The sequence below is a fragment of the Rhodococcoides navarretei genome (assembly GCF_038069675.1).
GTDB classification, from domain to species: domain Bacteria; phylum Actinomycetota; class Actinomycetes; order Mycobacteriales; family Mycobacteriaceae; genus Rhodococcoides; species Rhodococcoides navarretei.
Genome location: NZ_JBBPCN010000001.1, coordinates 4,862,560 through 4,880,689 on the forward strand (window position 1 = coordinate 4,862,560; position 18,130 = coordinate 4,880,689).

The 18,130-nt window shown below is 65.4% G+C and carries 17 protein-coding genes; 14 read left to right on the forward strand and 3 right to left on the reverse strand.

From position 1 onward, the window contains the following. Window positions 1–43: 43 nt before the first annotated feature. The 12 genes from AABD04_RS22985 (at window position 44) to AABD04_RS23040 (ending at window position 11,270) form a co-directional block, all read left to right on the forward strand. The gene (locus AABD04_RS22985; protein ID WP_243595325.1) at window positions 44–1,519 is read left to right on the forward strand and encodes an adenylate/guanylate cyclase domain-containing protein; all 1,476 of its coding nucleotides are present in this window, start codon (window positions 44–46) and stop codon (window positions 1,517–1,519) included. A 9-nt stretch (window positions 1,520–1,528) separates the two neighbouring features. Next, window positions 1,529–2,659 (forward strand): lysylphosphatidylglycerol synthase transmembrane domain-containing protein, encoded by a 1,131-nt coding sequence (locus AABD04_RS22990; RefSeq protein WP_341442616.1) that lies wholly within the window; start codon window positions 1,529–1,531, stop codon window positions 2,657–2,659. Window positions 2,660–2,769: 110 nt separating this feature from the next. Beyond that, a complete protein-coding gene (locus AABD04_RS22995) occupies window positions 2,770–3,321 on the forward strand; it encodes a YceI family protein (RefSeq protein ID WP_243595232.1) in 552 nt (183 codons plus the stop codon). 83 nt (window positions 3,322–3,404) lie between these two features. Then, window positions 3,405–3,779: a DUF3054 domain-containing protein gene (locus AABD04_RS23000; protein ID WP_374230281.1), complete on the forward strand. Its 375-nt coding sequence runs from the start codon at window positions 3,405–3,407 to the stop codon at window positions 3,777–3,779. A gap of 220 nt (window positions 3,780–3,999) precedes the next feature. After that, the gene (gene nhaA / locus AABD04_RS23005) at window positions 4,000–5,244 is read left to right on the forward strand and encodes a Na+/H+ antiporter NhaA (protein WP_341442617.1); all 1,245 of its coding nucleotides are present in this window, start codon (window positions 4,000–4,002) and stop codon (window positions 5,242–5,244) included. 69 nt (window positions 5,245–5,313) lie between these two features. Next, on the forward strand, window positions 5,314–6,561 hold the full coding sequence (locus AABD04_RS23010; protein WP_341442618.1) for an APC family permease: 1,248 nt from the start codon (window positions 5,314–5,316) through the stop codon (window positions 6,559–6,561). Window positions 6,562–6,592: 31 nt separating this feature from the next. Continuing rightward, window positions 6,593–6,958, forward strand: coding sequence for an ArsR/SmtB family transcription factor (locus AABD04_RS23015; RefSeq protein WP_335740393.1), 366 nt, complete (start codon window positions 6,593–6,595; stop codon window positions 6,956–6,958). Beyond that, window positions 6,955–8,043: an ACR3 family arsenite efflux transporter gene (gene arsB / locus AABD04_RS23020; RefSeq protein WP_341442619.1), complete on the forward strand. Its 1,089-nt coding sequence runs from the start codon at window positions 6,955–6,957 to the stop codon at window positions 8,041–8,043. The genes AABD04_RS23015 and arsB overlap by 4 nt, the downstream gene beginning before the upstream one ends. Then, on the forward strand, window positions 8,043–8,465 hold the full coding sequence (locus AABD04_RS23025) for an arsenate reductase ArsC (RefSeq protein WP_341442620.1): 423 nt from the start codon (window positions 8,043–8,045) through the stop codon (window positions 8,463–8,465). Before arsB ends, AABD04_RS23025 begins: the two co-directional genes overlap by 1 nt. Then, window positions 8,462–8,878 (forward strand): arsenate-mycothiol transferase ArsC, encoded by a 417-nt coding sequence (locus AABD04_RS23030; RefSeq protein WP_341442621.1) that lies wholly within the window; start codon window positions 8,462–8,464, stop codon window positions 8,876–8,878. Before AABD04_RS23025 ends, AABD04_RS23030 begins: the two co-directional genes overlap by 4 nt. 5 nt (window positions 8,879–8,883) lie before the next feature. After that, entirely contained in the window at window positions 8,884–9,939 is a 1,056-nt protein-coding gene (locus AABD04_RS23035) for an ArsO family NAD(P)H-dependent flavin-containing monooxygenase (RefSeq protein WP_341442622.1), read from the forward strand. Next, window positions 9,840–11,270: an FAD-dependent oxidoreductase gene (locus AABD04_RS23040; protein ID WP_341443117.1), complete on the forward strand. Its 1,431-nt coding sequence runs from the start codon at window positions 9,840–9,842 to the stop codon at window positions 11,268–11,270. The genes AABD04_RS23035 and AABD04_RS23040 overlap by 100 nt, the downstream gene beginning before the upstream one ends. A gap of 92 nt (window positions 11,271–11,362) precedes the next feature. On the opposite strand, the gene AABD04_RS23045 is transcribed toward AABD04_RS23040, so the two are convergent. The 3 genes from AABD04_RS23045 to AABD04_RS23055 all read right to left on the reverse strand — a co-directional run bounded on the left by AABD04_RS23045 (window position 11,363) and on the right by AABD04_RS23055 (window position 15,745). Next, complete coding sequence (locus AABD04_RS23045; protein WP_341442623.1) at window positions 11,363–12,109, reverse strand: sulfite exporter TauE/SafE family protein; 747 nt, start codon at window positions 12,107–12,109, stop codon at window positions 11,363–11,365. A 36-nt stretch (window positions 12,110–12,145) separates the two neighbouring features. Further along, window positions 12,146–13,807 (reverse strand): NTF2-like N-terminal transpeptidase domain-containing protein, encoded by a 1,662-nt coding sequence (locus AABD04_RS23050; protein ID WP_341443118.1) that lies wholly within the window; start codon window positions 13,805–13,807, stop codon window positions 12,146–12,148. A gap of 108 nt (window positions 13,808–13,915) precedes the next feature. Beyond that, window positions 13,916–15,745, reverse strand: a complete 1,830-nt coding sequence (locus AABD04_RS23055; RefSeq protein ID WP_341442624.1) for a penicillin-binding transpeptidase domain-containing protein — start codon at window positions 15,743–15,745, stop codon at window positions 13,916–13,918. 92 nt (window positions 15,746–15,837) lie between these two features. Here AABD04_RS23055 and AABD04_RS23060 point away from each other — a divergent pair, with 92 nt between their 5' ends. Next, a complete protein-coding gene (locus AABD04_RS23060; protein WP_341442625.1) occupies window positions 15,838–16,383 on the forward strand; it encodes a hypothetical protein in 546 nt (181 codons plus the stop codon). A gap of 133 nt (window positions 16,384–16,516) precedes the next feature. Next, a complete protein-coding gene (locus AABD04_RS23065) occupies window positions 16,517–18,106 on the forward strand; it encodes an ABC-F family ATP-binding cassette domain-containing protein (protein ID WP_341442626.1) in 1,590 nt (529 codons plus the stop codon). Window positions 18,107–18,130 lie beyond the last annotated feature (24 nt).

Consider the following 18,130-nt stretch of genomic DNA (forward strand, 5'->3'; position numbering starts at 1 on the left):
CCGAGCGGTCTCGCTCACCCTGAAGAGTCGCTGGCCGCTCTATATGTTCTCGATGCTCATCGCCAATGTCTTCGGTGCGGTGCTCGTCTTCGCCTTCGTCCGCTACGGGCTGCCCATCCCCGAATCGGATTCGATCGTCGCCGACCGCGTGCGCAACGTGTACATCTTCGGGGCGTACCTCCTGGTGGCCCTCGTCGTCAGCCTGATCTACGCGTATTACCTCCTGCGCTCGGTGATCCGGTGGCAGCTCCGCGGGGGACCGCCCACCCGCAAGGAACAGATGACGACCCTGCATGCACCGTTGCGTCAGGCGATCGTGCACCTGATCCTCTGGATCATCGGCGGCGTCATCTTCGTACTGTTGACCATTGCGGAGATGCCGTCGCTGTCCATCGCCGTCATCGTCACCGTCGGCATGGCGGCCACCGTCACGTTCGGGTTCACGTACATGCTCGGCGAACGAATCCTGCGACCGGTTGCGGCACTGGCGTTGAGCGAGGGCCGATTCGACCGGACCATGACGCCCGGCGTCGGTACACGCATGGCCATGACGTGGGGCCTGGGCACGTTGATGCCCGTCATCGGCATCATCCTGCTGTGCGCCACACAGATCACCACCGATCTGGTGTTCTCCCCCAACTCGCTCGCCGTGGCCATCATCCTGCTCAGCGTGCTGGCCATCGTGCAGGCGTTCGTGCTCTCGATGCTCACCGCGAGCCAGATCTCGGATCCGATCAGCCAGCTGCACAGCGCCATCGAGCGCGTCCAGCGCGGCGAGACGGACGTCGAGGTGGATGTGTTCGACGGCTCCGAGATCGGCCGCCTCCAGGTGGGCTTCAACCGAATGATGGAGGAATCGGCCGAACGACGCGTCCTGCGAGAGTTGTTCGGCCAGCACGTCGGTGAGGACGTGGCGCGTCGAGCACTGCAGTTCGGAACCGAGCTGGGCGGCGAGACACGATTCGTGGCAGTGCTGTTCGTCGACATGGTCGGCTCCACCGCCACCGCCTCCGAGCGACCACCGAGCGAAGTGGTGGTGTTGCTCAACGAGTTCTTCCGAGTGGTCGTCGACGTCGTCGGACGCCATCACGGGTTCGTCAACAAGTTCATGGGCGACGCGGCCCTGGCGATCTTCGGTGCCCCACTGGACCGTCCCGATGCGCCGACCGCTGCTCTCGCTGCCGCGCGTGAACTGCGATTCGCGCTGAACGAGATCACCGGCCTCGACATCGGCATCGGCGTATCGGCAGGCCTGGCCGTCGCCGGCAACATCGGTGCATCCGAACGCTTCGAGTACACCGTCATCGGTGACCCGGTCAACGAGGCGTCACGACTGACCGAGCTGGCGAAACTGCGTCCCGGACGCGTCCTGGCGTCGACCTCGGCCCTGTACTTCGCCGACGACGAGGAACAGGAACAGTGGGAGCTGGGAGACCAGGTGCAACTGCGTGGTCGACGACGGGCCACCCATCTGGCCTGGCCTGTGGAGTTTCCCGACTCCCCGCCCCACGACGGTTAGTCTGACACGGTGCCCGACCCCAGCTCCACCCGCGGACCCGCAGTGCGGCGTCCGCGAAACCGACTTCGGTGGGTCAAGTGGATCGCCGGAATCGCCCTGGTCGCGCTGTTGGTGGGCGAGGCGATATATCTGTGGCCGCGGCTGCACGAATCCTGGACCGCCGTCCGCGAGATCCACTGGGGTTGGCTTGCGGCCTGCGTCTTCGCGCAGGCGGTGTCGCTGAGCGCATTCGGCAGAGTGCAGAAGCAATTGCTCGACGCAGGCGGCGTCAAGGTGCGCCAGCACAAGTCCGTGGCCGTCATCTACGGCAGCACCGCCATGGCGCTCACCCTCCCCGCAGGCCAGGTGTTCTCCACGGCGTTCACCTATCGCGAGACGCGCCGCTGGGGAGCGAGCCCGGTCGTCGCGTCCTGGCAGCTGGCCATTTCGGGCGTCATCGCCGCAGCCGGACTGGCCGTCCTCGGTGTTGCGGGCGGGCTGGTGGTCGGCAGTTCGTTCAACACATTCACCCTCGTGCTTCCGATCGCCGGAGTCATCGCCATCGTTGCCGCGGTTCGATACATCTCGAACCACCCGCAGTCGATCAAACAGATCGCTCGCTGGGGTCTGCGCAAGTACAACGCGTTTCGTAACCACGAGCTCGACGCCGGGGCCGAGGCCATCGACAAGATCATCGGCCAGATCCAATCCGTTCAACTCGGCAAGCGCGACGGCGCGCTCACCCTCTCGTGGTCTGCCGTGCATCGACTCGCAGATGTCGCCTGCCTGGCGTTCGCATGCTTCGCCGTCGGCGCGGATCCACGGTTGTCGGGATTGCTGATCGCGTTCGCGGCCGGCAAGGCCGTCGGATCCGTCCCTCTCGCGCCCGGCGGCCTGGTCGTCGTCGACGCGACCCTCATCGCGTTTCTCACCAGCGCTGCCTCGATCACCGCCTCGCAGGCCGTCGCATCGGCGCTGGTCTACCGCGGCATCAGCTTCATCCTCGTGGCCATCGTCGGATGGATCGTGTTCCTCGTACTCTTCCGCAAGCACCAGCACGCCGATCTCGATTTCGACATCGCACTGGAACAGCAGGAGACCGCGGAGCTGCGCCGCACCGAGGATGTTCGCGATGCACAGGGCGATCCGGACACCGCATAGACACTCGCCGCGGTATGGCGTCCGTCACCTTCTGTTCACCCGGAATATATACGGACCTCGGTCCGCTTGTGTACTATGAGCATTGAAACTTCAACCTCCGAGGAGACTTCATGACCACCGCCATCGCACTTCCCGAGCTCACCGCAGGCACCTGGGCCATCGACGCAACCCACTCCACCATCGGATTCACCGTCCGCCACCTGATGGTCAGCAAGGTCCGCGGCCGCTTCCAGACCTTCACCGGCACCGTCACCGTCGACGCCGACGGCACCCCGTCGGTCGACGCCGAGATCGACGTCGCGTCCATCACCACCGACAACGCGCAGCGCGACGGCCACCTCAAGACCGCCGACTTCTTCGAGGTCGAGAAGTTCCCCACCGCTACGTTCAAGTCCACCTCGGTCAAGGCCGACGGCGGAGACTTCATCGTCACCGGAGACTTCACCCTCCACGGCGTCACCAACTCCATCGATCTGAAGCTCGAGTTCAACGGCGTCAACCCCGGCATGGGCAACGGACCGGTCGCAGGCTTCGAGGCCAGCACCGTGATCAACCGCAAGGACTTCGGCATCAGCATCGACATGCCCCTCGAAGGCGGCGGCGCGGTCGTCGGCGACAAGATCACCCTGAACCTCGACATCGAAGCCGGACTGCAGGCGTAATTCGTCGGCACCCGCACCACCGAACGGCCCGCACTGCATTCGCCGGTGCGGGCCGTTCGCTGTCGGTGTCTACAGTGGTGCGCGTGAAGTTTCGCTCCCCTGCCGTAGCTGCCGTCATCGATCTCGCCATGATCGTGCTGTTCGCCGCCATCGGTCGCCGCAGCCATGACGAGGCCACCGCGCTGTCCGGCCTGTTCCACACCGCGTGGCCGTTCGTCGTCGGTGCCGCCGTCGGCTGGGTCGTCACGTTCGCTCTGTACCGCAACAAGTTCGACGCGTTCCTCGTCGTTCCGACGGGCATCGTCGTGTGGGTGACGACAGTTGTCGTGGGCATGGTGTTGCGGGCACTGACCGGGCAGGGAACGGCCGGCGCGTTCATCGTCGTCGCGACGGTGTCCACTGCAGTTCTACTGCTGGGCTGGCGCGCGCTGACGCGATTCGTGCCCAGCGTTCGTTGACTTCGAGTTCGTCGCGAACGCCTCGGCGCGATAGGATCGACCACGGTGCGCCGGGAAGTCTGGTCGGCAACAACTCTGTGCTGCGCGTCTACCGTCCTACCCGAGGTTGGCCCGCAGCTCGACCAAGCTACCGAAAGGCGCTGTCACCGTGACAGATTCATCATCTCCCAAAACGCGATTGCCGCTGTTCTCGCGGGGCTCCTGGTCCGAAGCAGACCGTATGGCACAGATCCTGCGTAAAGAGACAGTCGGCGGCGCACTGCTACTCGTCGCAACCCTGGCCGCATTGGTCTGGGCCAACTCACCCTGGTCCGCTGCCTACGACTCGCTGATGGATACCCGCGTCGGGCCCTCGGCGTTGCACCTCGACCTGACTCTGTCGACATGGGCGGCCGACGGGCTGTTGGCCATCTTCTTCTTCGTGGTCGGACTCGAACTCAAGCGAGAATTCGTCGCCGGAGATCTTCGCGATCCCGCACGCGCGGCGCTACCGGTGGCGGCCGCTATCGGCGGAATGGCCGTTCCGGCAATCATTTTCGTGCTGATCAACCTCGGCACCGGGGACGGCGCACTACTCGGCTGGGCAATCCCGACGGCCACCGACATCGCGTTCGCCGTCGCCGTCCTGGCCGTCATCAGCACTCACCTGCCGACTGCGCTGCGGACCTTCCTGCTGACCTTGGCCGTCGTCGACGACCTCCTGGCCGTCACTGTCATCGCGATCTTCTACACCGACGACATCAACTTCGTCGCCCTCGGCTTGACGCTGATCCCCCTCGCACTGTTCGCCGTTGCCGTGCAGATGCGCGTCCGGTCGTGGTGGATCCTCATCCCGCTGGCTGTGGTGACGTGGGTTCTGATGCACGAGTCCGGCGTCCACGCCACGGTCGCGGGCGTTCTGCTCGGCTTCGCCGTCCCGGTGATGCGCAGCAAGGCCAACGGAGGGCCGGAGGCAGGCCCCGGCCTCGCCGAACACTTCGAGCACAAGATTCGGCCCATTTCCGCGGGTATCGCTGTGCCGATCTTCGCATTCTGTGCAGCCGGCGTCACCGTCGGCGGATTCTCCGGCCTGGCCAGCGCACTGACCGACCCCATCGCCATCGGCATCATCGCCGGACTCGTGATCGGCAAGACCGTCGGTATCTTCGGCACCACCTACCTCGTCTCTCGCTTCACGCGGGCAACCCTCGACGCCGGACTGAAATGGCTCGACGTCCTGGGCGTTGCGATGCTCGCGGGTATCGGATTCACGGTGTCGCTGCTGATCGGAGACCTGGCCTTCGGTGAAGGAACCGAGCGCGACGACCACGTCAAGGTGGGCGTGCTCACCGGTTCGATCATCGCCGCCTCGCTGGCCGCCGTCATCCTGCGCAGCCGTAACAAGGCCTACCGCGACATCCACATCGAAGAAACCCGCGACGACGATCACGACGGCATCCCGGACGTGTACCAGAACAAGAAGTAGGCACACACCTCGATCGTGTGATCGACGTGTGTCTACAGTTGTCGCCGTGATCGAGAACCGGCTTCGGCCGTGACACAGCCGCTGGCTCGTCGCCTCGGACTGTTCGACGCCGTCGTCATCGGGGTTGGCTCGATGGTCGGGGCAGGGGTGTTCGCGTCGTTCGCCCCAGCCTCGGCCGTCGCGGGCACGGGCCTGCTCATCGGGCTTGCCGTCGCTGCGGTCGTGGCGTTCTGCAACGCGACCTCCTCGGCTCAGCTGGCCGCCCAGTATCCGACGTCGGGCGGCACGTACGTCTACGGCCGCGAGCGACTCGGCGAGTGGCCGGGATTTCTGGCCGGGTGGACGTTCGTCATCGGCAAGACTGCAAGCTCGGCGGCCATGGCGTTGGTGTTCGCGGCCTACGTCGCCCCGGCCGGGTACACCGAACTCGTTGCGGTACTTGCTATCACAGCGCTGACCACGGTGAACTACTTCGGCATCACCCGCACGGCGACGCTGACGAAGATCTTGATCGCCGCTGTGCTGACCGTACTTGTCGTCGGGGTGGTGCTCGGCGTCACCGGCTCGTCCGGGCCGGTCGATTCCGAGCTCGGCTCGTTCATCGAGAACGGGTGGTACGGCATTCTGCAGTCGGCGGGGTTGCTGTTCTTCGCCTTCGCGGGCTACGCCCGCATTGCCACGCTCGGCGAGGAGGTGACACGGCCGGAGCGGACCATCCCACGCGCCATCGTCTCCGCCCTCGGTATCGCGCTCGTGGTCTACGCGGTGGTTGCGTTGACACTGCTGTCGGTTCTCGGCCCCGAACTCCTGGCCTCGTCGTCTGCCCCTCTGGTCGATCTCGTCGTCACATCGGGGAATTCGTGGGCGTCGCCGGTGATGCGCGTCGGCGCCGGCCTGGCTGCGCTGGGAGCGCTGCTCGCGCTGATCGCGGGCATCGGCCGCACCTCACTGGCGATGGCTCGCCAGCACGACCTGCCGTCGTACCTGGCGGCGGTCCACCCCCGCTACTCGGTTCCGCATCGCGCCGAGATCACCCTGGCCGTGATCGTCTGTGTGCTGGTCCTGGTGGTCGATCTACGTGACGCCATCGGCTTCTCGTCGTTCGGGGTGCTGCTCTACTACCTGGTGGCCAATCTCAGCGCGTTCACCCAGGATGCCGAGCACCGCCGCTACCCACGGGCTCTTCAGGTCCTCGGCAGCATCGGGTGCGTGGTGCTGATCGCCACGTTGCCGGCGTCATCCATCGCGGTCGGAACAGTCGTGGTCGCGCTCGGAGTCGTGTACCGCGTTCTTCGGGTTCGGCAACTGTTCACTTGACGCCTGATTCGATGAGCGTCAATATAGACGAATGTCGAATCAAGACCGGTCATCCGTCGATGGTGACTGCTGCTCGCCGCTGATCCGCGAACCCCTGAACGCGGATTGGGCCGGAGACCTGGCCCGCATGTTCAAAGCTCTGGGAGATCCCGTCCGGCTGCGTCTGCTCAGCCTCGTCGCCAGCCATGCAGGCGGCGAAGCGTGTGTCTGCGACATCTCCCCTGCATTCGACCTGTCGCAGCCGACGATCTCCCACCACCTCAAGGTGCTCCGCGAGGCGGGGTTGCTCGACTGCGAACGGCGCGGCACCTGGGTCTACTACTCGGTGGTTCCCGCTGCCCTGCAGCAACTTTCCGCAGTGCTGAACGCTGCAGAGTCCACGGAGGTCATGGCATGAGTACGACGACCGATACTGCCGTAGTAGGCAAGCTCTCCACTCTCGACCGGTTCCTGCCCGTGTGGATCGGCGTGGCCATGGTCGTAGGTCTGCTCCTGGGACGCATGATTCCCGGAATGGACGAGGCGCTGTCCACCATCTCCATCGACGGCGTCTCGCTCCCCATCGCCATCGGACTGCTCGTCATGATGTATCCGGTGCTGGCGAAGGTTCGCTACGACCGCCTCGACACCGTCACCGGAGACAAGCGCCTGCTGATCGGCTCGCTGGTGCTCAACTGGGTCCTCGGTCCGGCTCTGATGTTCGCTCTCGCATGGCTTTTCCTGCCGGACCTCCCCGAATACCGAACCGGCCTGATCATCGTCGGTCTGGCTCGATGCATCGCGATGGTCATCATCTGGAACGACCTCGCTTGCGGTGACCGGGAAGCCGCCGCGGTTCTGGTCGCGATCAACTCGGTGTTCCAGGTATTCATGTTCGCCGTCCTCGGATGGTTCTACCTCTCGGTTCTGCCGGGATGGCTCGGGCTCGATCAGACCACCATCGAGGCGTCGCCGTGGCAGATCGCCAAGTCGGTGCTGATCTTCCTCGGCATCCCACTGATAGCGGGATTCGCGTCTCGCTTCTTCGGCGAACGCGCCAAGGGCCGCGAGTGGTACGAGAAGAAGTTCATCCCCAGGATCGCCCCGTGGGCCCTCTACGGCCTGCTGTTCACGATCGTCATTCTCTTTGCGCTGCAGGGTGATCAGATCACGTCACAGCCGTTCGACGTCGTTCGTATCGCACTGCCACTACTGGTGTACTTCGCAGTGATGTGGGGCGGCGGCTACGCCCTGGGTGCCGCGATGGGTCTGGGCTACGAACGCACCACCACCCTCGCGTTCACGGCCGCAGGCAACAACTTCGAGTTGGCGATCGCCGTCGCCATCGCGACGTACGGCGCGACATCCGGACAAGCACTCGCTGGAGTCGTCGGACCACTCATCGAGGTGCCGGTGCTGGTCGGCCTCGTCTATGTCTCCCTCGCTTTGCGTAAGCGCTTCTCCCCCAGCCTTTCCACGACCACGTCATCGAAGGAATCCTGATGTCCGACACACCCAGTGTTCTGTTCGTCTGTGTCCACAACGCCGGCCGCTCTCAGATGGCCGCCGGATTTCTCACTCATCTCGCCGGCGACACCGTCGAGGTGCGTTCTGCCGGTAGCGCTCCCGCGGACACCATCAACTCGGCAGCAGTCGAGGCCATGGCCGAACTCGGTATCGACATCTCGGCGCAGTCCCCGAAGATCCTGACCCCGGAGGCCGTCGAGACGTCCGATGTCGTGATCACCATGGGCTGCGGGGACGCGTGCCCGGTGTTCCCCGGAGTGAGCTACCGCGATTGGGCACTGGCCGACCCGGCAGGCAAAGGCGTCGAGGCGGTTCGTCCGATCCGAGACGAGATCAAGAGTCGAATCGAAGAATTGATCGCCGAACTGGTTGCGGCGAAGCAGAGTTCGGCGTCATGACGACACCCAGCGTGCTGTTCGTCTGCGTCAAGAACGGCGGAAAGTCTCAGATGGCGGCCGGTCTGATGCGCAAAGCGGCCGGCGATTCGGTGGAGGTGCACTCGGCGGGAACGAGGCCGAGCGGAACGGTCAATGCACTATCGGCCGAGGCACTCCTCGAAGTCGGCGTCGACCTATCCGGTGAACAGCCGAAACCGATCGACCCGGAGTTGTTGTCTCGCATCGACTACGTGATCACCCTCGGGAGCGAGGCGACGGTCGATCCCATCGACGGTGCGACGTTCGAGAACTGGAATACCGACGAGCCGTCCGAACGTGGTATCGATGGGATCGAACGGATGCGTCTGGTGCGCAACGACATCGCCGCTCGTGTCGAGGAACTCGCATCCCGACTGCGCGGCACCGACGGTTGACTCGCATGACTTCGGAGGTGGTGGTGATCGGCGGCGGTCAAGCAGGACTGGCCGCCGGCTACTACCTGCGACGAGCCGGGCTGGACTTCGTCGTACTCGACAACCAGACGCATGCCGGCGGCTCCTGGCAGGACTACTGGCCATCGCTGCACCTGTTCTCGCCGGCGGAGTATTCACGACTACCCGGTTGGCCGATGCCTGGGTGGCCCAACGGGTTTCCTCCGGCGTCGCACGTCGTCGACTACCTGCGGGCATACGAGAAGAAGTACGAGTTGCCGGTGCGCAGGCCCGTCGACGTGAAGTCGGTGCATCGTACGACCGAAGGCTATCGAGTCGATACGGACGGTGACTCGTATTGCGCCACAACGGTCATCAATGCCACCGGGACGTGGTCGCGACCGTTCTGGCCCAGCTACCCCGGGCTGCGACAGTTCGCGGGATCGCAACTGCATGCTGCCGACTACCGAACACCGGATAGGTTCGTAGGCAAGCGAGTAGGGATTGTCGGCGGCGGAAACTCGGCCGCACAGATCCTGGCCGAGATCTCCACCGTAGCCGACACCGCGTGGTTCACCAACCGCGAGCCCAGGTTTCTACCCGACGAGGTCGACGGCCGAGTGCTGTTCGATGTCGCCAGCGATCGGGCCCGCGCTCTCGCCGAGGGCGAAGCGGACTCCGGCGGGGTCGCCGGCCTGGGAGACATCGTCATGGTCCCGCCGGTGAAGGACGCGCGCGATCGTGGAGTTCTGCATGCTCGGCCGATGTTCACCGCAATCACCTCCGACGGCGTCACCGACGGGCACACGACAGAGATGCTGGATGCGATCGTGTGGTGCACCGGTTTCCGCCCTGCTCTGCGGCATCTGCAACCGTTGCACCTGCACACCGGCAAGTCGGGAATCGTGCTGGACGGCAACCATGTTCGAGACGAGCCGAACCTGCTGTTTCTCGGCTACGGCGACTGGACCGGCCCGGCGTCGGCAACGCTCATCGGTGTCGGCCGCACAGCGCGTGCAGCCGTGGACACTGTCATTCGAAGAAGAAAGGTAGATCAGCCATGAAGACACACCCCGTAGTGGTGGTCGGCGCAGGGCCCATCGGCCTGGCCGCCGCGGCGCATCTGACCGAAACCGGTTCCGACGTAGTCGTTCTCGAACGCGGACCGTCGGCCGGATCGGCAGTGTCCGAGTGGAATCACGTTCGGCTGTTCTCCCCGTGGTCCGAGATCGTCGACCCCGCTGCTGCCCGACTGCTCGAACCCACCGGTTGGACCGCGCCGGACGGCGACACCTACGCCACCGGACGCGAATGGGTGGAGCAGTACCTCGCGCCCCTCGCCGCCGTTCTCGGCGATGCCGTCCGAACCGACTCCGAGGTGGTCGGCGTCGCTCGCCACGGACGCGACCGCGTGGTCGACGCCGGCCGCGACACCGAACCGCTGTCGGTGCACATCCGCCACTCCGACGGCAGCGAGGAACGCATCCTCGCCCGCGCCGTCGTCGACGCATCCGGCACCTGGGGATCACCGAATCCACTGGGCAGCGAGGGTCTTCCGGCCATCGGTGAGAAGGTCGCCTCAGATCGGATCGAGTACCGGGTGCCCGACCTGACCGATCCGGACGTTCGATCCACCTTCGCAGGCAAGCACATCGTCATCGCCGGCAGCGGTCACTCCGCTCTGACCGCGATCATCACTTTCGCCGAACTGGCCGCGGACGAGCCCGGTACGACGCTCACCTGGGCCGTGCGCCGAGGCGTCACCGCGGAGGTCTTCGGCGGCGGCGAAGCCGATGAACTCGCCGCCCGCGGCGCTCTGGGCCAACGCGCCAAGAAGGCCGTCGACGACGGCTTCCTCACCGTGGTCTCCGGATTTCGCACCGAAGCCGTTGCTGTGCACGGTGATCGGCTCGCCCTCGTGGGCGACGGCGGGACTCGCATCGAGAACGTCGATCGCATCGTCGCACTCACCGGCTTCCGACCGGATCTGTCCTGGCTGTCCGAAGTGCGCCTCGATCTCGATGCAACCCTGCAGGCACCGAGATTCGTCGCAGAGTTGGTGGACCCCAACATGCACTCCTGCGGATCGGTGTCCCCGCACGGCGTCGAGGAACTCACCCAGCCCGAACCGGGCCTGTACCTGGTGGGCATGAAGAGCTACGGCCGTGCCCCGACATTCCTGGCGATGACCGGATACGAGCAGGTTCGCAGCATCGCCGCCGAACTCGCAGGCGATCACGAGGGCGCGCGAAAGGTGGAGCTGACGCTTCCCGACACCGGCGTCTGCGGTGGCGCAGGCCTGTTCGACGAGCCCGACGCCCCGTCGACCGGCGGTTGTTGCGGAGCCCCTGCGGCACCGGAGCTGATCACCCTCGGCGCACCGTCGAGCAAGTAGCGAACAGGTGACCTGAGTGTCCACTATTCCGGTCCAAAAGCGGGATCGCGCCTCCCGGCCAAAATAGTGGACAGTCAGAGCACCTGCACCGTTCAGCCGAACGCCTGGTAGCCCAGCCAACCGGCGAGACCGAGACCCAGAATCCCGACGCCGATGCGCAACACGATCGGTGAGATCACCTTGACCGTCGGCGGCCCGCACGCGCCGCCGACGAAACACCCGATCGCCAGTGCGAGCGCAGCCCACCAGTTCACCTGGCCGGAGAACGCGAAGATGATGGCAGCAATGAGATTGGCGATACCGAGGAAGAAGCTCTTCAGAACGCTTGCGCGCCAAAAGGTATCCGCGGTGCAAATCAACGCCAGCGCTAGAAATATGACGCCTGCTCCGGCACCGAAATAGCCGCCGTAGATCGCGACGGCGAACAATGCCAGGGGATAGAGCGTCGGAAACTGCTTGTCTCCGGACAGCTTTCGAATGCTCGGCTGCAGCAGGAGCGCAATGGCTGCCATCGCCACCAGGAACGGGACAACCGCCTCGAACGAACCGTCCGGGGTGACGAGCAACAGAACGGCGCCGGTGCTACCGCCCAGCGCGGAATAGATCGCGTACCGAACCAACTGCTTGCCGTCCTTGGCCAGCTCGGCCGAGGAACTCGCCGTCGCGCCCACCCCGGCGGCGACCAACGCGACCGTGTTCGTCACGTTCGCGGACACCGCAGGTAGACCCACCGCCAGCAGAGCCGGATAGGACACCAGCGAGGCGAGCCCGGTGACGAACCCGATGAGCCCAGCGAAGAACCCGGCCACCACCAGAAGTCCGAAATCGAGCACAGTCACCGAACAAAACTACCGTGCCTAACTATCTGGTCCACATCACTCGACGGGGTTGGCCATCTCCTGCAGCAACCGGCTCGTCATGCGCACTGCCTGATCTCCACCGTCTGCGTCCTCGATGTAGACCGCGAACGCGACGTCACCGCTGGTGGCGAGCACGAAGCGATCGTCGGCACTTTCCCCGGCGAATCCCTGCACACCGTCGAACGTATCGAGGCCGCTGCTCCTCGACGAGTCGGCGAGCATGCCGCGCAATCGATTTGCCGCATCGGAACCGATGGCCACGGACTCCCGATTCGCGACGGCGGTCTGACCGGCGACGATCGTCGGAATCGGAGCGCTGCCCCGGGAGATCGCGGCCGCCATCTGCGCGAGTCCGAACGGCGTCACCGTCGCCTCGTCCCCGGAGGACGTGGACACGGTCCTGATGCCGTCGATCGCGCTGCGACTGTCGGCGGGGGTACCGGTGTAGGCATCGAGCCCGGGCATCGAGTAGCTGATTCCGAGACCGAGCCCCGCAGCCGCGTCCTCGGCGCTGGCGTCACCGCGATCGGACTGCACTGCTCTCACCAACTCGGACGCGGTGCCGGCCGGGTAGGAGCCCCCGAACACGACGTCGCCCTGCTCGTTCGCGTAACTGTTCTGTGCCGCAGCGAGAATCGCGCCGGTCGTGGTGGACAGTGCGACGATCGACGCCGACGACCCCGCCATGACCACTGCGTTCTCGGCTGCCAGCTGGACGCGCGGATCGAGCGTCGCGTGCAGGTCCGGTCCGCCGGGTCCTTGGAATCCGACGCGGCGTTCGCCGGTGCCGTCGACGGTGTAGGTGTCGACGGCCCAGCCTGCGGTGGCGTCGCGTCCGGCCTGCCAGGCGCTGCGCAGGGAGTCGAGCACGGGTGAGGTGATCCGACGGTCGTCGACGATGAGCTTGGGTTGCGGAGAAACCACCACTCCCGGCACGGCTCGCAGGTCGTCTTCGAGGACGGCGAAGTCGTCGTCGCGCAGAGTCACTGCCGTGATCGGCGCACCGCCGGACGAATTCAACTCTGCCAGCATCGATTCGGAGGTGATGAGCGGTGCGACGACGTCGATGACGTCCGCGAGTTGTGCGGTGGACGCCGCCGGATCGCTCATCTGCGCCGGGTCGAGGGTAATGGCGTTGATGGTTCGCTCGCTCATCAGCACGTTGTTCGCGGCGTCGAAGATCAGCGGCGGCGCGGCGTCGGTGCGGGTGTAGCGAACAGATCCGCCCGAGGCGAGGTCGGGAACGAGGGTGGCCGGATCCCACGCGATGCGCCAGCCGACGCTGAGCTTCTTGGTCGAGCCCTGTGCGCTGTACTTCCAGTCCTTGCCCTCACCGAAGTTCCACGCGGACGCGAGAGTGAAGAAGCCACTCTCGTCGGAGAGGTCCATGTACTGGGTCAGATCGAAATCGCCGGTGGACGTGCCGCCGGCCGACAAGCCGTCGAACATCTGGTTCAGCGCGGCCGTCGCGGCGTTCGGGTAGGTCGTCATCGCAGCAGCCGTCGCGACGTCTCGGTTGTCCAGAGCATCGACGAACTTCGAGACCAGCACCTCGGCCTCGCTCGGCGGGCGATCGACCATCCAGAACACTGCCGAGACCGTCAACGTCGCCGATGCTGCAACAGCGACGAGGTAGCGACCGCGGACCTTGCGCGGGCCACGACGGGCACGACTCATAGAACTCATGAGTCACAATATTCACTGTAGTCACACGAGTAACAAGCACGGGATTCATACGAGCCGGTCACGATTGGGATACGGCGTGGTCTGTTTACCTGAGGCTGTTCACCTCAGGAAACGTCCCGCAGCCTCGATGGCCGGCGTCGAGCTGCCCGCGTTGTTCACGAAGACCGCGAACGCCAGATCACCGGAAATCCCGACGAACCAGCCGTGAGCGCCCTCGTTGTTCGCACCGAACTCAGCGGTGCCGGTCTTGCCCAGCAACCCGGGGATGCCGTTGAGCGCCGTAGCCGTGCCGCCGGTGATGGTCTCGCGCATCATGGCTTTGACCTCCTCGGTGACCTGCGCATTCACCGCTGCCGGCTGCATGTTTCCCACGCCGGGCTCACCTGCGACAACCGTCGGTGGGAGCAAGCCGTTGTTCGCGATCGAGGACGCGACCATCGCCATTCCGAACGGCGACGCGGTCACCTGCCCCTGACCGATGGCGGATTCGACGCGCTGCGCCGGGGTGTCGGCCGACGGCACCGAACCGGTGACCGTCGTCAAACCGGGGGTTACGTAGTCGACGCCGAGGCCGTATTGCGCGGCCGCGTCGGTCAGTCCGTTCGGCGGGAGAGCCACGCCGAGGCGGCCCATCGTCGTGTTGCACGACTTGGCAAAGGCGGTGTGCAGCGGCACCTCACCGAGATCGAAGTTGTCGTCGTTCGGGATCTGCCTGCCCTCGATGTTCTCGGTCGCCGGGCACGCCAGCACGGTATCGGGAGTGACGGCACCGGACTGCAGTGCAGCCGAGGTCGTCACCGTCTTGAACGTCGACCCCGGCGGGTACAGACCGGTCAGCGCGATCGGCCCCTCGGCGTCCGCGGCGGCATTCTGCGCCACGGCGAGAACCGCTCCCGTCGACGGCCGAAGCGCGACGATCGCGGCCTGCTGCGGCAGCGACGCGAGGGCATTTTCGGCTTTGAGCTGCAGAGCCGAGTCCAGGGTGGTCGCAATGTCGTCGCCGGTTCCCGCATCGCGTCCGGCAAGCGGAGTGATGGTGCCGTCGGCGGCGACGGCCTGCACGGCCCACCCACGATTGGCCGCCTGCTCCTGCTCCCACAGCGTCGTCAGGTCGCTGAGCACCGGCGATACGAGGTTGCGGTCGGTGGCGAGCAGTCGCGTCTGCGGAGCCAGCGTGACTCCGGGGACGGTCGCGAGCTGGGCACCGATGGGATCGATATCCGCCTGACGGAGAGTGACGATTGTCGCTGAATTACCTTGCGCGCCAGCAATAGTCGCCGCGACCGACTCTGCTGTGATGCCCGGAACGACGGATCCGACGAGGTTCGCGACCGCTGCCGGATCCGCTGTCGCATCGACGTTGACGAGGGTGACCACCTGCTGCGACATGAGCTCGACGCCGTTGCCGTCGAAGATGCGCGGTGCGACGAGTGCGTCGGTCGGTGTGAAGCGCACCGACGAGTCGGCCGTCAGCCCCGGTGCCAACATCGCCGGATCCCACGCGATTTTCCAACCCTGCTCGGTCTCCGTCGCGGTCGCCGAGGTGGTGTAGCTCCACTCCTTCGGCTCACCGTCGGGTTCGGCGGTGCCGTCGGTGGTCGTCGAGAAGCGCCAGTCGGCATTCAACGTGAACGAACCGGCGTCCTCGTTGGGGTCGACGGCCTCGAAATCGGGAGTTGCCGTGACCGTTCCGCCGCCGGACAAACCGTCGTACAACGCGGTGAGCGCTGCCGTCGCACCCGCCGGATCGGTGGTCAACGCCGCCGCCTGATCGATGTTCGAGCTGTTCACCGCGGCCGCGAACTGCTCGGCGACCGTCTGCGGCTGATCCGGACCACTCTGACCGCAGGCGGCAAGCACCAACGCCGATACGGACACGATCACGGCCAGAGTCGTCGGTCTTCTCGAAGTGCGCACGGAGTCGATCATGCCCCAGCGCCTCCGCGAAACACTGGTGGCACGATCCTGAAATTGGGTGTAATTATGTAATCAGTCTTACAACCACAATCTCGGGAGCCCACATGAAACCCAACGGACGCTCGTTCGGTCGCCCCGGCGGCTGGCAGCACGCAGACATTCCGGACGCCACCGACGCAGCCGACTGGTTCGGTGGCCGACTCCCGGACACCTGGTTCGACGGTGCCGCCTCCGTCGAGGTCGATCGAGAGGAGATCGTCGTCGTCGGGACACTGCCTGCAGAGCAGGACAGTTCACCCGCAGCCACCGAGGGCCGTATCGCGCGGTTCCGGGAAACGACCCGCGGCGACCGCATGCAGATCGCCGACGAGGCCGAGAAGCGGTACGGACGCAAGGTCGCCTGGGGAGTGAGAACCGGATCCGAAACTGTTCTGTTCACCCACCTCGCGGTACCGGTCATGACCCGCCTACGTCAGCCCGAGCGTCGTGTCCTGGACACCCTCGTCGACGCCGGCGTGGCCCGGTCTCGCGCCGACGCCCTCGCCTGGGCCGTCAAGCTGGTCGGTGAACACACACAGGAGTGGCTCGACGAACTGCGCGGAGCCATGGAGACGGTCGACGAACTGCGCAAGAAGGGCCCCACGGTGTAATTCGCTTGCGCGCTCGTCGGGTGCGGGGCTAGCGTGGTTCTCGCCTTGTTGCCCACAGATTCGGAGAGGCCATTGCTCTTCCAGAGGTTCTAGACGCCTGCAGATCGTCCGCATGCACACCTTTGGAGCGCCCATGCCTCATTCATCCTCCCTTTCTGTCTCGAACCTGACGTTCTCCTGGCCCGACGGCGACCCCGTGTTCGACGCCTTGTCGGCCATCTTCCCCAGCGGCACAACAGGTCTCATCGGATCCAACGGTGCCGGGAAGTCGACGCTCCTGCGATTGCTCGCCGGGGAGTCGACACCGCAACGAGGGTCCATCTCGATACCGGGTGTCTTGGGGTACCTGCGTCAGGACGTCGCCCTGGACCCCGACCTGCCCGTGGATCGGGTTCTGGCGATCGATTCCGTGCGAAAAGCACTGCACCGCATCGAGTCCGGAGAGTCTACCGAGGACGACTTCGCGATCGTCGGGTCCGCCTGGGACGTCGAGGAACGCGCTCTGGCACTGCTGAGCAAGCTCGGACTCGGCGGCATCGTCGGCTCTCTCGATGACCTCGATCGACGGGTCGGCACCCTGTCGGGCGGCGAGACCATGCTGCTCGCTCTCACGGCAGAGCTATTGGCCGAGCCCGACGTACTGCTGCTGGACGAGCCCACCAACAACCTCGATCAGGTTGCGCGAGAACGCTTGTACACGGCAGTTGACGGCTACACGGGCGTGCTGATCGTGTGCACTCACGATCTCGAGCTGCTCGAACGCGTCGACACCATCGCCGAGGTCCGGGCCGAGCGCAGCGGAGTCTCGCGGCTGCGCATGTTCGGCGGCAACTATCAGCACTACCGCTCGGTGGTCGACGCAGAACAGGAGGCGGCACGGGCAACTATCCGCGACGCCAAGAACGACGTCCGCAAGCAGGAACGCGAATTGATCGACACACAGATCAAACTCGACAGACGCCTGCGCTTCGGCAAGAAGATGGAAGAACAGAAACGCGTGCCTCCGATCCTTGCAGGCCGACGCAAGCGGGCCGCCCAGGAATCAGCCGGCAAACTTCGCGGAACCCACAGCGACCGCGTCGACGACGCCCGATCATCACTGTCGGCCGCCGAGGATCTCCTGCGCGACGACCGCGAGATTCGCGTCGAGCTCCCGGCAACGAAAGTTCATCCTGGACAAGTGGTTCTGACTCACGACGACATCCGCATCGTGGGTCCCGAACGCATCGCCCTGATCGGACCGAACGGTAGCGGCAAGACCACCCTGTTGCGGGCCTTGGACGCCACCGGGGCAGAGGTGCCGTGGAAGTATCTGCCGCAGCGACTCGACGTCTTCGACGAAGCTCGCACCGTCGCCGAGAACGTTTCCGACGTAGCCCCACAGGCCACCGCCGAACAGATCCGGGGACAACTCGCGCGCTTCCTGTTCCGCGGATCCGACGCCGACGCCGTCGTCGCCACCCTCTCCGGAGGAGAGCGACTCCGGGCCGCACTGGCGCGAATTCTGCTGGCAGACCCTGCCCCGAAACTACTGATGCTCGACGAGCCCACCAACAACCTCGACATCACCAGCCGACAGCACCTGATCGACGCACTCGAGAAATTCGAGGGTGCGCTGATCATCGCGAGCCACGATCGACCGTTCCTCGACGCCATCGCCCCCACCCGCACCATCGACCTCACCCCCACCTCCGCGTCCGCCGAAGAAGCGCCCACCCCGTAGGGACTCAATGTGACATTTGGTGGC

Coding starts and splice junctions, on each gene's coding strand:
- AABD04_RS22985 (WP_243595325.1), top strand. CDS start 44: ATGTTCTCGATGCTCATCGCCAATGTCTTCGGTGCGGTGCTCGTCTTC.
- AABD04_RS22995 (WP_243595232.1), top strand. CDS start 2,770: ATGACCACCGCCATCGCACTTCCCGAGCTCACCGCAGGCACCTGGGCC.
- nhaA (WP_341442617.1), top strand. CDS start 4,000: ATGGCACAGATCCTGCGTAAAGAGACAGTCGGCGGCGCACTGCTACTC.
- AABD04_RS23015 (WP_335740393.1), top strand. CDS start 6,593: ATGTCGAATCAAGACCGGTCATCCGTCGATGGTGACTGCTGCTCGCCG.
- arsB (WP_341442619.1), top strand. CDS start 6,955: ATGAGTACGACGACCGATACTGCCGTAGTAGGCAAGCTCTCCACTCTC.
- AABD04_RS23025 (WP_341442620.1), top strand. CDS start 8,043: ATGTCCGACACACCCAGTGTTCTGTTCGTCTGTGTCCACAACGCCGGC.
- AABD04_RS23030 (WP_341442621.1), top strand. CDS start 8,462: ATGACGACACCCAGCGTGCTGTTCGTCTGCGTCAAGAACGGCGGAAAG.
- AABD04_RS23035 (WP_341442622.1), top strand. CDS start 8,884: ATGACTTCGGAGGTGGTGGTGATCGGCGGCGGTCAAGCAGGACTGGCC.
- AABD04_RS23050 (WP_341443118.1), bottom strand. CDS start 13,807: ATGAGTCGTGCCCGTCGTGGCCCGCGCAAGGTCCGCGGTCGCTACCTC.
- AABD04_RS23055 (WP_341442624.1), bottom strand. CDS start 15,745: ATGATCGACTCCGTGCGCACTTCGAGAAGACCGACGACTCTGGCCGTG.
- AABD04_RS23060 (WP_341442625.1), top strand. CDS start 15,838: ATGAAACCCAACGGACGCTCGTTCGGTCGCCCCGGCGGCTGGCAGCAC.
- AABD04_RS23065 (WP_341442626.1), top strand. CDS start 16,517: ATGCCTCATTCATCCTCCCTTTCTGTCTCGAACCTGACGTTCTCCTGG.